This is a genomic window from Polaromonas sp. P1_E12 (assembly GCF_056405975.1).
The window spans coordinates 257,579-272,361 of sequence record NZ_JBFUBB010000003.1; the positions used below are offsets into that span (position 1 = coordinate 257,579).

Sequence of the window (14,783 nt, forward strand, 5' to 3'; positions counted from 1 at the left end):
AACCATGCTTCCTCGCCCGCTGCGCAAGCTGCTGATCTCCTGCATGTTGCTGCTCTTCTGGGCAGCAGCACAGGCAGCGCCGACCCCGGCGGGGACGGTGATCAGCAACACGGCGACGGCGACTTTTGTGGACACGGCGACGGGCCTGACGGTTCACCTCAACTCCAACACCGTGAACACCACGGTGGCGACGCTTGAAGCGCTCACGCTGGCATCCAGCCAGAACCTGTTGATCGGCGTAGGTTCGTCATTCACGATCAACCATAACCTTGCCAACACCGGCAACAGCACGACGAACTACCTGATCACGGCCAGTGTGTCCGGCGGCAGCGCCTTCACACCGCTCAATGTCCAGGTGGTGCTGGACGTCAATGGCAACGGTCTGGTGGATGCGGGTGAACCCGTGGTTCCTGCCGGAAGTCCCGTGATGGTTGCCGTTGGCGCCAATGCCGGATTGCTGATCACGGGCCAGATCCCGCCGGGCGCGACGCCTGGCCAGACGGCCCAGATTACCCTGAGTGCGTTGAGCCAGGTCCAGGGGGCCAGCGCGACCAACACCGATACGATCAATCTCACCAATGGTGCGGCAATCCAGGTCAGCTATTCAGCCTCGTCGGCCACCGCTACTCAGGGTGGTGCTCTCAGCTTTACCGCAAGGGCCATCAACAACGGAAACATGGCGGCCAGCCCGGCGAATGTGCTTGTCAATGGCGCACCGGTGGCGCTTTTTATCCTGCGCGCCCCGGTGCCGGTCAACACGGCCTTTGTCTCGGCCCTGCCGTCTACCAGTCCCGGTGCCCAGACGCTGTATCACCTGCTGGGCGGAGCGACCAACAGCTATGTCACGGCAATACCCGGTGGTGCCACGGTGGATGCCGTTGCCTGGGGCATTGCCGCGTTGCCCCAGGGCGGATTGTTCCAGGGAACATTTAATGTCAGCGTGAACGCCAACGCGTCCGGCAATGTGTCGGGCACGGCCTATGCGGACTGGACTGACGCCGCTGCACCGTTGACCACCACCAGCAATATGGTGGTGCTGCCGTTGCCGGCATACGCGGCAGACATCCTTTTCTACAGCAACGCCTCTTATGCCAACCGGACCGCCCTCGGTACGCCGGGCCATCCACTGTTTGTGCAGGCCAATGCTGCTGTGTGCAACGCTGACTCCACGACAGTAGGTACGGTGCCCATCACGCTGGTGAGCCGGCTTACGGGAGATTCGGAAACCTTTACGGCTGTGGAAACCGGCCCCAACACTGGCATCTTCCGCATCATGCCGAATGTTCCCACAGCCAATGCGGCGACGCACATCGTGGCTTCCGGCGACGGCATACTGGAAGTGCTGCGAAACGACACGGTGACGGCCACGATTTCCTCCTGCGGCGGCATCACCGTCTCGGCGACGACCACGCTGCTGGTGGATCCTTCCGGCATCGTGTTCAATTCATCCACCAACCAGCCTGTTGCCGGCGCCACGGTAGCGCTGATCGACGTCACCGGTGCCGGCAATGGCGGGGTTCCCGGTGGGCCAGCCGTCGTGTTCCAGATAGATGGGGTAACGCCGGCTCCCAGCGTTGTCGTGACAGCTGCCGACGGGTTTTATGAATTTCCGCTGGTGGCCAACAGCACATACCGGCTGGTAATCACCCAACCGGCGGGCTTCACCTTTCCATCGCTGCTTCCTGCCGGGGTACAGCCTGCGGGTCGGCTGATCGATACACCGGGCTCTTACGGGGGCAATTTCGTCGTGGCGGGTGTGCCTGTGCATTTCGACGTACCCCTGGATCCAGGTGCGAATGCGGGTGGCCTGTTTATCCAGAAAACAGCCAACAAGAAGACAGCAGAAGTCGGGGACTTTGTTGACTACTCGATCAAGTTCAACAACGTCAGCGCAGGGGCACTCCCCGGTGTTGTGGTCAGCGACAGCCTGCCTGCCGGCTTTGCCTATGTGCGCGGCACGGCACGGCTCAACGGCGTGCCCCTTTCAGACCCTTCAGGCGGTGCGGGTCCCAGCCTTCAGTTTGCGGTGGGTGCCATCGCCTCCGGCTCGCAGCCGACGCTGACCTACCGCGTGCGCGTCGGCGTGGGCAGCCAGGGCGGCGACGGCATCAATACGGCGCAGGCCGCCAGCGGAGTGGTGCGGTCCAACCGGTCCAGCGTTCGCGTCCAGGTCGTCGGCGGTGTGTTTTCCAACAAAGCCTATGTGATCGGCAAGGTGTTTGCCGATTGCAGCCGTAATGGTGTGCAGGACGCGGGTGAGCCAGGCATTCCGGGCGTTCGGATCTATCTGGAAGACGGCACCTATGCCGTGACGGACGAGGAAGGCAAATACAGTTTCTACGGCCTCGAGCCACGCACCCATGTCGCCAAGATCGACAGCATCACATTGCCTGCAGGTGCTTCGCTCCAGGTGCTCAACAACCGGAATGCCCTGGATGCAGCCAGCCGTTTTGTGGACTTGATCAATGGCGAACTCCACAAGGCCGACTTTGCCATCGCCGAATGCACGCCTGCCATTCAGGAGCAGATCGCGCTTCGCCGAAAGGCCTTGGGCAATCCGTCGGAGATCGCCCAGGCTGCAGGCCAGTTGCTGCAGTCCAGCCGTGCAGCCTCGGTGGACAGCCGGACGCTTCCCTCCAGCGGCGTGCTCGGTCTGCCCGGAGCACAGAAAAACAATACTCCCGCAGGTTCGGTGGCACCGCTGCCGGGCACCCTGGGCGCAGTGGGCGATCCGGGCGGACCATACGCGCCTAACGCCCAGGGGTTGCCCAAACCTATTTACACGCCTTTGGAGGTCGCGTCGGAGTCTGTGCCACCTTCCGCGGTTTCCGCTGCCGAATCACTACAGGCAGTCGTTCCACTGGAAGATCTCCTGCCGGAGCTCAATGGTGAAACGGGTTTTGTCGGGCTGGTCAACGAGCAGGTGTTGCCTTCAGCCCAGACCCGCGTCCGGGTGAAAGGCCCGCTAGGCGCCACGTTTGAGGTCACCCTCAATGGGCAACTGGTACCCGCCACACAGGTAGGCAAGAAGAGCAGTCTTGAGAAGAACCGCGTCGTCGCCTGGGAATACATCGGTGTTGACCTCCGGCCCGGCCGCAACACGCTGGGTGTGCGCGCTGTTGACGGTTTTGGCAATGCACGTGGAACGGCGCAAGTCACGATCCTGGTTCCCGGTGCCCTGGCAAAGATCGAAGTTGGCGCGCCTGCGCAGCTGATTGCTGACGGTGCGACTGCCGTCCCTGTCACCATTTCGCTGCGCGATGCGCAAGGGCTGCCGGTGGCCGTGCGAACCCAAGTGACGCTGCAGGCAAGCCTTGGCCAGTGGCAGACTCCCGACCTGGACGCACGCCAGCCCGGCACGCAGGTCTTCGTTGAAGGTGGTGAGGGCCGCTTTTTGTTGTTGCCACCAGCCCAGCCCGGAAAGGCGGAGCTTGGTATTGCCAGCGGCACCGTCAAGTCTGTGGCGGCCATCGAGTTCATGCCCAACCTGCGGCCCATGATTGCGGCCGGTATTGTGGAGGGCACCCTCAACCTGCGCAGCCTCAATCCTTCCGCATTGCAACCCGCGCAAAGCGGCGATGTTTTTGAACGGCAGATCCGGAGCACGTCGCGCAGCTTTGCGGGCGGCAAGGGCGAAGCGGCTGCGCGGACTGCGCTGTTCCTCAAAGGCAAGGTGCTCGGCTCTTCCCTGCTGACGCTGGCCTACGATTCCGACAAGCCTTCCGATACGGCGCTGTTCCGCGATATCCAGCCCAACCAGTTTTACCCGGTGTATGGCGATTCGTCGGCGCGTGGCTTTGACGCCCAGTCCACCGGCAAGCTCTACGTGATGCTGCAAAACGGCACCAACTACGCACTGCTGGGCGACTATTCAACCCAGAGCGACAACGCCGCACGTCAGCTCACGCAATACGCGCGCGCCCTGAACGGTGTCAAGGGCCGTTACCAGGAAGGCGCAGTGACCGTGGAAGGTTTTGCAAGCCGCACGGCGACGACACAGCTGGTGCAGGAATTCCGCGCCAATGGCACTTCCGGGCCGTTCCGGCTCAACATCAACGGCGTGGTTAATAGCCAGCAGGTCGACATCCTCACGCGAAGCCGCAGCCAGGCGTCGGTCATCATCAATGACGCGCCGCTGGCGCAGTTCACCGACTACGAAATCGAACCTTTCAGCGGCCAGCTCCTGCTCAAGACTCCGGTTCCGAGCGTGGACGCCGACCTGAATCCGATCTTCGTGCGGGTCAGCTATTCGGTGGACTCGGGCGGCCCCAAACATACGGTCGCCGGCGCCGATGCGCGCCTGGAAGTCCTTCCGGGTATATCGCTCGGCGCGACGGCGGTGCAGGACACCGACCCCGCCAATCGCCAAAACCTCAGCGGGTTGAACGTGACGGCGAAGCTGGGCGAAAAGACCGTGGCCACCGGTGAAATCGCCCGCAGCAGCACAGATCTGCAGGGCAACGGCTCAGGCCAGCGCGTGGAAGTCCGCCATGATGACCAGGCGCTGCAGGCGCGCGTCTGGGGTGCGCGCACCAGTGCGGGTTTTTACAACCCCAACAGCGTGCAGTCGGCCGGGCAGTCTGAATACGGCGCAAAAATCGGTTACGCGGTGGATGACAAGAACAGGCTTGTCGCTGAAGCGCTGCGCACTGCCAACAGCGTGACAGGCGCGGCACAAACCGGCGCGGACCTGAAGCTCGAACACAGCCTGCCCGGAAATGTGAAGGTGGAAGTTGGCGTGCGCTACAGCAGCGCCAACACCGCCGCTGCGCTTTCCGGTCCGGCCTTGCCTGGCAGTACCGTTCCGGTGACGCCTTCCGCCACGGCGCTGGCTTCAGGCTCGTCCGAGGAGGTGGGTTACACCACGGCGCGGGTCAAGGTGACGGTGCCGGTTCCGGATGTGCCCCAAGCCGACGTCTACGGCCTGGCCGAATACGCGATCGACGGCAGCGGCGGCCGGGAGATCGGCGTCGGCGGCAACTATGCCATTAATTCCACAACGCGTCTGTATGCGCGCCATGACTTCATCAATAGTCTGAAAAGCATTTACACGCTCAATGCGTCGACTTCGCAATACACCACCGTTGCCGGTATCAACACAGAACTGTCGGACAGCACGCAGCTGTTCAATGAATACCGCATGGGCGACAGCATCAACGGCCGCAGCAGTGAAGCAGCTGTTGGCCTGCGCAGGCTCTGGCGCCTGGACAGCGGCGTCGGTCTGACAGCCAGCTTGCAACGCATCAAGCCGTTGTCGGGTGTGACCATTGACGATTCCAGCGCCGTCACCATCGGGGCCGACTACACGGCCGCGGCCACCTGGAAAGCGTCCGGCCAGGTGCAGTGGCAGACATCGACCACTTCGAGCAGCTGGCTGCTGACGGGCGCGCTGGCCAACAAGCTGGACGACAGCTGGACCCTGCTCAATCGCGGCCTCTACAGCGAGCAGACCAACCTCGGCGCCACGGGCGGCAAGCGTGAATTGATTACAGCCCAGTCCGGCGTGGCCTATCGCCCGGTGAGCACTGACGTGTGGAATGCGCTGGGTCGCATCGAATACAAAAAGGATTCGGACAGCACCCTGGGCCCGGGCGTCAGCCGCGATGAGTCCGGGCTGATTCTTTCCACACACCTCAATATTCAGCCCAGCCGCAGCTGGGTGACGAGCGCGCGCTATGCCGCCAAATGGGGCCGCGACAAGTCCAACGGCATCAGCAGCCGCTCCTTTACACAGTTGATCGGCGGCCGCTCCACCTGGGACCTTACCGAGCGCTGGGACGTCAGCCTGCAGGCCTACCGCATGTGGGGTAACGGTGCTGCGGAGACCGCGGTGGGCGTGGAAGTCGGCTACCTGGCCTGGAAAAACATGTGGGTGTCACTGGGCTACAACATCAAGGGTTTCAGGGCCGCTGACCTGGCGGGTGAAGCCTACACCCAGCGCGGTGTCTACCTGCGTGTACGCTTCAAGTTTGATGAGAATGTGTTCGAACCCGCTGGCACGGCTACTGCCTCACCTACCAACACGGCGGGCCCCAAATCATGATGTTCTTTCAGCGTCCAGGCTTCTCCCTCCATGCGCTTCGCCTGCGCCCGCAGTCCCGCAGGGTGGGGCGCATGGCATGGGCCGCTGTCATCATGCTGGTGGCAGCGCCGTGGGCGATGGCTCAGACGACCCTTAATTACACCGGCGCCCTGCAGACCTACACCGTTCCTGCGGGGGCGGGCGGCGTGATCATCCAGGCCAACGGCGCGGGCGGCGGCAGCGGTGGCAATGATTTGAACGGCGACGGCGGCGCTGGCGCCGCGGGTGCGCGGGCCACCGGCACTTACTACATCGCTCCCGGCACCGTGCTCAACGTGGCCGTCGGACAGGGTGGCCGGCCCGGCAACACATCGCAAGGTGCTTTTACCTGCGCCAACGCGGCGGGCGCGGGCGGCCTTGCGGGCGGTGCTCCGGGCTGGGCCGGCGGCTCCGGTGGCCAGGCCGGCTGCAGCGGCTGGTCCGGCGGCGGTGCTGGCGGCGGTGCCGCCAGCGTGGTGGCCACGGCCGCCAATGCCAGGCTGATCATCGCCGGCGGCGGTGGCGGCGGGCAGGGCGGCGCGCTCGACGTGCCGGGCCGCGCCGGCCTGCCGGCAGCGATAACGATCGGCACCTTGCAAGGCGGGGCCGGCACCGCCGGCACGACGCGTGTCGGCGACGGTTCCGGCGGCGGCGGTGGTGGCGGCGGTTGTGCGGCCGGTGTGGGTGGCGCGGAACTGGTGGACAGCAGCGGTGCCAACGCCACCCGCCAGGCCACGGGAGGCGGCTCCTGCCGCGACACGGTGCTGATTTCAGCCTTCACCGCGAGCGCCTCGGCGGGCGGCGCGGGCGGCGCTTCCGTAACCGGCACAGCGCCGGGTACAGGCAACCCCGGCGGCAATGGCTCCGTCACCATCACGCCGATTTACCCCACGCTGACCGTCAGCAAGTCTCAGCCCAGCCCGGCGCTGCAGGTGGGCGCCAACAGTGTCTACACCCTCACGGTGGCAACCACCACCACGACGCCGGCCTTTGTGGCGCGCGTGGTCGACCAGCTCCCTGTCAACATGACCTACGTCAGCAGCAGCGGCACCGGCTGGACCTGCTCGACCGCGGCCAATGCCGGCGGCACGCTGGTGACCTGCGATTTCGTCGGCACCATCGCCGCGAGCGGCGGCACCTCGACCCTGCAAATTACGGCAAGACCGACGAGCAACATCACGGTCACCAATTACACCGCCGTGGATCCGGCCGGCGGCACCAGCCCGCCGACAGCCACCACCTGCACTGCCGCCAACACGCCGAGCGCCGGCTGCGCTGCGCCCGTGGTCAGTACGGTAGCCCTGGGTTTCGGCGGCAACGTTTACAGCGACCCCAACCACAACAGCAACCTGGACGCGGGCGAGGCTGGCATTGGCGGAGCCAGCGCGCTGTGGGTCAAGCTTGCGCCGCGCACGGGCGGCACTTGCACTGGGCCGGCCACCGTGGCTGCATCGGTCAACCTCACCACCGGCGCCTACAGCTTCACCAACATACAGCAGGGCAACTATTGCCTGATCGTGGACGGCAACAACACGCTGAGCGACATCGCGGCTGCGTATCCGGCCGGCTTCATCGGTACGCAGAACCCCACCGGCGTGATTCAGTTCAGCATCGTAGGCGCGCCGCCCCCACCGCAGAACTTTGGTCTGTACAGCGGCAGCACGCTGAGCGGCAACGTGTTTGCCGACAACGGCGCGGGCGGCGGCACTGCCAACAACGGCGTGAAGGCCGGAACGGAGCCCGGCCTGGCCGGCATCACCGTCAACGCCATGCAGGGTGCGACGACGGTGGACACCGAACCCACTGCCAGCGATGGCAGCTTCATTCTGTGGATTCCCGGTGTCACCAGCGGCACCGTGGTCATCACGCCCGTGCTGCCGGCCGGCTACACCGCCACCGGCGGCTCGGCCGGTACCACGGGCGGCAGCTACACCCGGCCCAGCGTCAGCTACACCGCCGGCGCTGGCCTGGCCCGCACCGGCATCAGCTTCGGCATGGTGGCGCCCAACACCCTGAGCCCCAATGGCGCGCAAACCGCCCAGCCCGGCACGGTCGTGTTTTACGCCCACACCTACACCGCCGGCACCGGCGGGCAAGTCACCTTCTCGATGGCCAACACCGCCACGCCGGCCAGCCCTGCGTGGAGCCAGGTGCTGTATCAGGACAGCAATTGCAACGCAGCGCTGGAGGCCAGCGAGGCGCAGGTCACCACAGCTCTCACCGTCACCGCCGGGCAGACCGTCTGCCTCATCGTCAAGCAGTTCGTGCCCGCTGGGGCCGGCCAGGGCGCGCAGAACAGCGTAACCTTGAGCGCGGCCTTCAGCTACACCAACGCCAGCCCGGCGCTCAGCGTCAGCACCCTGCTTGTCACCGATATCACCACCGTCGGCCAGGCTGGCGACCTGTCGCTGGCCAAGCTGGTGAGCAACGTCACCCAGGCTATCGCCTCGGCCACCAGCGTAAACGCCAGCCCTGGCGACACGCTGCAGTACACGTTGACGGCCACCAACAACGGCACACAGGCGCTGTCCACGCTGTTTGTGAGCGACTCGACCCCGGCGTTCACCGGCTTCGTCTCCACCGCCTGCCCAGGCGTGCTGCCCACGGGTATCACGGGCTGCACGGTGACCACGCAACCGGCCGTGAACGCGCAGGGGGCATTGAAGTGGACTTTTACCGGTTCGCTGGCCTCTGGGGCACAAATCGTCGTCACTTACCGTGTCAAGGTTGATCAGTAGGCTTCCCTGGTGCTCACAGAGGCGGAAAACGGCTTTTTTCAGGCTGTTCTGTAGTTTTGGCCATTGACATCGAATATGTGCCTGAGCAGCTATTAAGTTGGGGGCTTGGGAAGCAAAGTTCATCACCAGATGAGCTGAGTTCCTAAGCTCCTAAATAGATAGCTGCTTGCGCTTTCCTACATTGGGTTGCAGGAGGTTTTCTCTTAAACCTCTTCAGCCCGCACCAAACTCATCACCCAATTCACCGGCTCGCTGCCTCGCCGTGTGGATGGCGCGCATGAACAGCATCTTGACGCGGTCCTGCTCCATGGAGGTCAGCGCGGCGTAGGTGGTGCCCCCTTTGGACGTGACCTGGGCGCGCAGGGTCTGGGGCGTCTCGTCGGACGCCTGCAGCAGCGCCGAAGCGCCTACAAAGGTGCCGACGGCAAGCTTGCGCGCCTGTTCCGGCGCAAGGCCCATGTCCGTGCCTGCCTCGATCATGGCTTCCACAAAATAAAAGACGTAGGCCGGGCCGGAGCCCGAAATGGCGGTGACCGCGTCCAGATGGGCTTCCTCGGTGAGCCACAGGAAATCCCCTGTGGGCTTGACCACCTGCTCGACGGCCAGCCTGTCATCGTCTGTCACGGCATCCCGCGCAAACAGCGCCGTCATGCCTTTGCCGACCAGCGCCGGCGTGTTGGGCATGGCGCGCACCACGCGCTCGGTGCCCAGCCAGCGCGCGATGCTGCTGGACCGCACGCCGGCTGCCACGCTCAGGTGCAGGGCGGTTTTGGTGTGAAAGCGTGTTTGCAGGGCTGCATCCTTGAAAGTCTGCGGTTTTACAGCCCAGACCACCAGGCCGGCGCTGGCCAGTGGCGCGCCGGGTTTTTCATGCACCTGCACGCCGAATTGCCGGGTGAGCTTGTTGCGTTGCTCCTCAAAAGGCTCGACCACCTGGATCTGGCTGGCTGGCATGCCCTGTTTAAGCAGGCCGCCAATGATGGCGCTGGCCATGTTGCCGCCGCCTATGAAGGCAATGTGTTCGTTGCTTGTGCGGGAAGTGGAGGTCATGCGTTGTCAATCCAAAAATTCAAAGGCCAGCCACTGGCTGATTTGCCGGGAGCTGAAATTGTCGTCGCTAATGAAGACCAGGCTGCGATTTCCGTTGGGCAGTACCGGGCCCCAGGCCATGCCTTCCGTATTGTCCAGACGTTCCAGCCGGAGGCCGGGCCCCGGGCCGGTGAAGGTGGAAAAGTCGGCGATCAGTGTTTTGTCCACCGCGCGATAGGTGCCAGTCTGCAGGACAGGCGTTGCGAGCGTGTCGGATCCCTGCCGGGTGTCGATAAGGTACAGGCGCAGCGAGTTACCTGCTTGCGGGCCCCAGCCGGCCATATAGGCCCGCTCCAGCACCAGCATGCGGTCGGCATCGAGCATCAGGATTTCCACCACACCGTTGTCGGCATAGGTGGCTGGTGCGACAGGTGCGCGCGGAATGGCGTCGGGCACATACGCGATTTGCCGCAATGCTTTCCCGCTGGCAAGGTCAATTTGGGTGAAGCGGCAGGGCCCGCCCTTCGCTTTCACCGTGGGTACGGGTCCATCTTGACGGAAAGCGTTTTCCATGGCGATCCAGGCGGTCTTGTCATCGGGTGTCAGCGCCAGGCCTTCCAGTGCCAGATTGACGCGCGGCCCCCGGATGAGATGAAACTCAAACATGGGCGGCAGCGTAAATTCGCGAACCATCGTGCCGTCAGCCCGGCTTTCGCGCAGCTCCGGTGCCACGCCCGCCAGGGAGTGCCCCTCACTGGTCCACAGCAGCGTCTGGCTGGTGGGGCGCCAGCGAATCGCCTCCGGGTCGGGAATCTGGATGCCTCGCAATACGGCCGCATACGCGTCGCCATTGCCTTCGCGAAGGGTGGTGACGCTCAGCAATTCCGGCTGGCCCAGGCTGTTCATGTCCAGCGCGATGCGTGCGGTGTAAAACCGCGCGGGGTTGACGTCGGAGCCGTCGTCGCTGATCAGGTAATACAGGTCGCTGGCGGCGTCGTAGTCGATGCCCGAGAGCCCGCCCACCGTGGTGCCCTGGAATTGCAGCCGGTGTGGAATGCGGGATTCACCGATCAGGCGCAGGCGTGTTCGAGGCGGCTGGGTGGCTGCGGCCACCGGTTGCGGCGCTCCGCAACCGGCCAGGCCCAGCACAGCGGCCGCGCCGGCTCCGAGGACCAGCCGGCGCCTGGAGGGTGTTGTGGAGTAAGGGTTCATGCGGCCAAGTCTAGCGGCCGCGCTTGAGGGGAGTGTGACAAGCGCAGGCGCGCAAATCGTGTCGGGCAGGGCCGCGCTTACTGCAGCACGGTCTGCCGCACTGCCTGTTCCCACCGCGCCATCAACTCAGCGGCCCGGTCCGCGCCCAGAGTCGGCAAAAACTTGCGCTCGGCGCGCCACATGCCTGACAACTCGTCGGTGCTGCCGTACACGCCGCTGGAAAGCCCCGCCAGGTAGGCGGCGCCCAGCGCGGTGGTTTCAATCACGGCCGGACGGATCACCGGTATGCCCAGCAGGTCGGCCTGGAATTGCATCAGCAGGTCGTTGACGCAGGCGCCGCCGTCTACACGCAGCTCGGCCACAGGCGCTGCGCCGGCACTGACCGCGTCGCGGCTCATGGCCTGCAACAGCGCTGCGCTTTGGTAGGCGATGCTTTCGAGTGCGGCGCGTGCGATGTGGGCCACCGTGGTGCCGCGCGTGAGGCCGGTGATGGTGCCGCGCGCGTCCGGTTTCCAGTAGGGTGCACCCAGGCCGGTGAAGGCCGGAACCATCATCACGCCGCCTGAATCAGGCACGCTTTCGGCCAGCGCCTGCACTTCGGCGCTGCCTTTGATGGCGTGCAGGCCGTCGCGCAGCCACTGCACCACGGCGCCGCCAACAAACACGCTGCCTTCAGTGGCGAACTGCGTTTGGGTTGTTGCCTGGGCTGCGCTGGTGGTAAGCAGACCGTTGTGTGAGGTTTGAAACTGGCTGCCCGTGTGCATCAACATGAAGCAGCCGGTGCCGTAAGTGTTCTTGGCCATGCCGGCCTTGAAGCAGGCCTGACCGAACAGTGCGCTTTGCTGGTCGCCGGCGACGCCGCCAATGGCAATGGCGTGACCCAGCAAGTCGGGCTGCACGTCGCCGAAATGTGCGCTCGAAGGCAGCACCTTCGGCATCAGCGAAGCCGGGATGCCCAGCAGCTCAAGCAGCTCGTCGTCCCATTGATTGGCATGCACATTGAACAGCATGGTGCGTGACGCATTGCTGACATCGGTGGCGTGCAACGCGCCGCCGGTGAGTTGCCACATCAACCAGCTGTCGATGGTGCCGAAGGCCAGTTCGCCGCGCTCGGCCTGCGCGCGTGCGCCGGGCACGTTGTCCAGCAGCCATTTGAGCTTGGTGCCAGAAAAATAGGCATCGATCAGCAGCCCGGTTTTGGACTGGATCAGCTTTTCCTTGCCGCGCTCACGCAACTCGGCGCAGGTGGCTTCCGCGCGCCTGTCCTGCCAGACGATGGCGTGATGAACCGGCAGGCCGGTCTTGCGGTTCCAGAGGGCGGTGGTCTCGCGCTGGTTGGTGATGCCCAGCGCGCGGATGTCACTGGCCTTGATATGGGCCTTGGCCAGCACCTCGCGGGCCGTGGCCAGCTGCGTGCGCCAGATCTCCATCAGGTCGTGCTCGACCCAGCCTGGCCTGGGGTAGATCTGCGGCAACTCCTGCTGGGCCAGGGCCACGATGTGGCCGTGTTCGTCAAACACGATGCTGCGGGAACTGGAGGTTCCCTGGTCGAGTGCGAGAAGGTATGTCATGCGCTGGAGTGTATGAAAGGGTGGCAGGCGCGCACAAGTGCGCGGGGCTCAGGAATGGGCCACTTCACAGTTGACGTCCGCCTCTTCCAGCAAGGTGGGGAATGGCTCGGGCGGAGGCATGTCGGTAAACAGCCGGTCAATCTGGGAAAGCGTGGCCAGCTCCACCATGGCGGGCCGGTTGAACTTGCTGCTGTCTGCCGCCAGCCAGACTTCGCGGGCATGCTCGATGATGGTCTGGGCAACTTTGACTTCGCGGTAGTCGAAGTCGCGCAGGGAGCCGTCAGGCTCGATCCCGGAAATGCCGATGATCGCGATGTCTACCCGGAACTGGCGTATGAAGTCGACTGCCGCTTCGCCCACGATGCCGCGGTCGCGTGAACGCACTACACCACCGGCGACGATGACTTCGCAATCGGTATTGCTGCACAGGATGCCGGCCACGTTCAAATTATTGGTGATGACCCGCAGTCCCTTGTGGTGCAGCAGGGCCTTGGCGATGGCTTCGGTGGTGGTGCCGATATTGAGGATCAATGAGCAGTCGTTCGGAACACGCCGGGCCACCGCGCGCGCGATGCGCGCCTTGCCTTCGGCGTTAAGGCTTTCGCGCTGGCGGTGCGCAATGTTTTCGATGGTGGAGCTGGGCACCCGCACGCCGCCGTGAAAGCGCGTCAGCAAGCCTGCTTCCGCCAGGCGCTGCACATCCCGCCGGACGGTCTGCAGGGTCACGTCCAATTTTTCTGCGAGCTGCTCGACGGAGGCCGAGCCATGGGTTCGCACGACGTCGAGGAGCTTGATTTGCCTGGGATTGGAGTTCACGCGGGTTCAAGTTTGATGGAATCGTGGAGGTCTGGAAACTTTATATCGAAACAAAAGGAAACAGATAAGGGAAAACAATTAGATAAAACAATCACAAAAGAAGAAAAATAGAAAAAAACCGAACTTCGTCCAAGTTTCGCCGGGAGCCCTTCTCTTGTCTACTGCTTCTTTTTGTTTGCCTGCCGCTGCCCCGGCACAGAGGCTCCACCGCCGTTTCGGGTCGCTGCGACGCATTCTCAATGGCCGGTTGCACAGAGGGGGCGCGTGATGCAGCTGTCCCTGGACCACGTCAGCAAAAAAGTCGGCGCCGAACAATGGCTTTATGAAATGAACCTTGCGCCGCGCAGCGGCGAAGTCACTGTGTTGCTGGGCGCGACGCAGGCCGGGAAAACCAGCCTGATGCGCATCATGGCGGGTCTGGATGTCCCCACGCAGGGAAAAGTCCTGGTGAACGACGCCGATGTGACCGGCATGCCGGTTCGCGAGCGGAACGTCGCCATGGTCTACCAGCAGTTCATCAACTACCCGTCGCTACGGGTGGCGGACAACATCGCCTCGCCCCTCAAGTTGCGCGGCGAAAAGAACATTGACCAGACGGTGCGAAAACTGGCCGAACGCCTGCATATCGAGATGTTTCTGGACCGCTACCCTGCGGAGCTGTCGGGCGGGCAACAGCAGCGGGTGGCCCTGGCGCGTGCACTGGCCAAGGGGGCTCCTCTGATGCTGCTGGACGAGCCGCTGGTTAACCTGGACTACAAGCTGCGCGAGGAACTGCGCGAAGAGCTGACCCAGCTTTTTGCCGCCGGCGATTCCACCGTGATCTACGCCACCACCGAGCCTGGCGAAGCCTTGTTATTGGGGGGCTACACCGCCGTGATGGACGGTGGTGAACTGCTGCAGTACGGCCCGACCGCCGAGGTCTTCCACTCGCCACGATCCTTGCGCGTTGCGCGTGCGTTCAGCGATCCGCCCATGAATCTGATAGCGGCCCTGCCCGCAGCGCAAGGCCTGCAGCTGGCGGCAGGGCCTATCCTGGCGCTGGCCTTGCCCGATGCGCCGGCGCAAAACCTGGCCACCCTCACGGCCGGTGTTCGCGGCAGCGCCCTGCGCGTCCAAAAGCGTGAGGGTGATGTGGCGCTGCCGGGAAAGGTCGAGTTGGCTGAAATTTCGGGTTCCGACACTTTTGTCCACGTTGCTACGGCGGTGGGTGAGCTGGTGGCCCAACTGACCGGCGTGCACTACTTCGAGCTGGGTGCGCCCATCACCTTGTTTCTCAGCCCCGCCCAGGTGTATGTCTTTGATGCGACCGGTGCCTTGCTTTTGGCGCCAGAGCGCAAGGGAGGACTTGCATGAAGC

7 protein-coding genes are annotated in these 14,783 nt (G+C 64.1%); 3 read left to right on the plus strand and 4 right to left on the minus strand.

The genetic code is table 11. The features are described from left to right. The first annotated feature begins 4 nt into the window (after window positions 1–4). Together AC1D13_RS11095 and AC1D13_RS11100 are read left to right on the plus strand one after the other, a co-directional pair. Window positions 5–6,043 (plus strand): SdrD B-like domain-containing protein, encoded by a 6,039-nt coding sequence (locus AC1D13_RS11095; protein ID WP_477689537.1) that lies wholly within the window; start codon window positions 5–7, stop codon window positions 6,041–6,043. Window positions 6,044–6,114: 71 nt separating this feature from the next. After that, window positions 6,115–8,799 carry a hypothetical protein gene (locus tag AC1D13_RS11100; RefSeq protein WP_457281407.1) on the plus strand — a complete coding sequence of 895 codons (2,685 nt, stop codon included), beginning with the start codon at window positions 6,115–6,117 and terminating at the stop codon, window positions 8,797–8,799. Between the two features lie 213 nt (window positions 8,800–9,012). Here the strand turns inward: AC1D13_RS11100 and proC are convergent, their stop codons facing one another. From proC to AC1D13_RS11120, 4 genes are all read right to left on the minus strand, one after another. Next, on the minus strand, window positions 9,013–9,849 hold the full coding sequence (gene proC, locus AC1D13_RS11105) for a pyrroline-5-carboxylate reductase (RefSeq protein ID WP_457281406.1): 837 nt from the start codon (window positions 9,847–9,849) through the stop codon (window positions 9,013–9,015). A 6-nt stretch (window positions 9,850–9,855) separates the two neighbouring features. Next, window positions 9,856–11,040: an esterase-like activity of phytase family protein gene (locus AC1D13_RS11110; RefSeq protein WP_477689538.1), complete on the minus strand. Its 1,185-nt coding sequence runs from the start codon at window positions 11,038–11,040 to the stop codon at window positions 9,856–9,858. Window positions 11,041–11,117: 77 nt separating this feature from the next. Beyond that, window positions 11,118–12,611, minus strand: coding sequence for a glycerol kinase GlpK (gene glpK, locus AC1D13_RS11115; protein WP_477689539.1), 1,494 nt, complete (start codon window positions 12,609–12,611; stop codon window positions 11,118–11,120). A 48-nt stretch (window positions 12,612–12,659) separates the two neighbouring features. Then, entirely contained in the window at window positions 12,660–13,427 is a 768-nt protein-coding gene (locus AC1D13_RS11120; RefSeq protein WP_457281403.1) for a DeoR/GlpR family DNA-binding transcription regulator, read from the minus strand. Between the two features lie 267 nt (window positions 13,428–13,694). Here AC1D13_RS11120 and AC1D13_RS11125 point away from each other — a divergent pair, with 267 nt between their 5' ends. Beyond that, window positions 13,695–14,780 carry an ABC transporter ATP-binding protein gene (locus AC1D13_RS11125; RefSeq protein ID WP_477689655.1) on the plus strand — a complete coding sequence of 362 codons (1,086 nt, stop codon included), beginning with the start codon at window positions 13,695–13,697 and terminating at the stop codon, window positions 14,778–14,780. The last annotated feature ends 3 nt before the right edge of the window (window positions 14,781–14,783 follow it).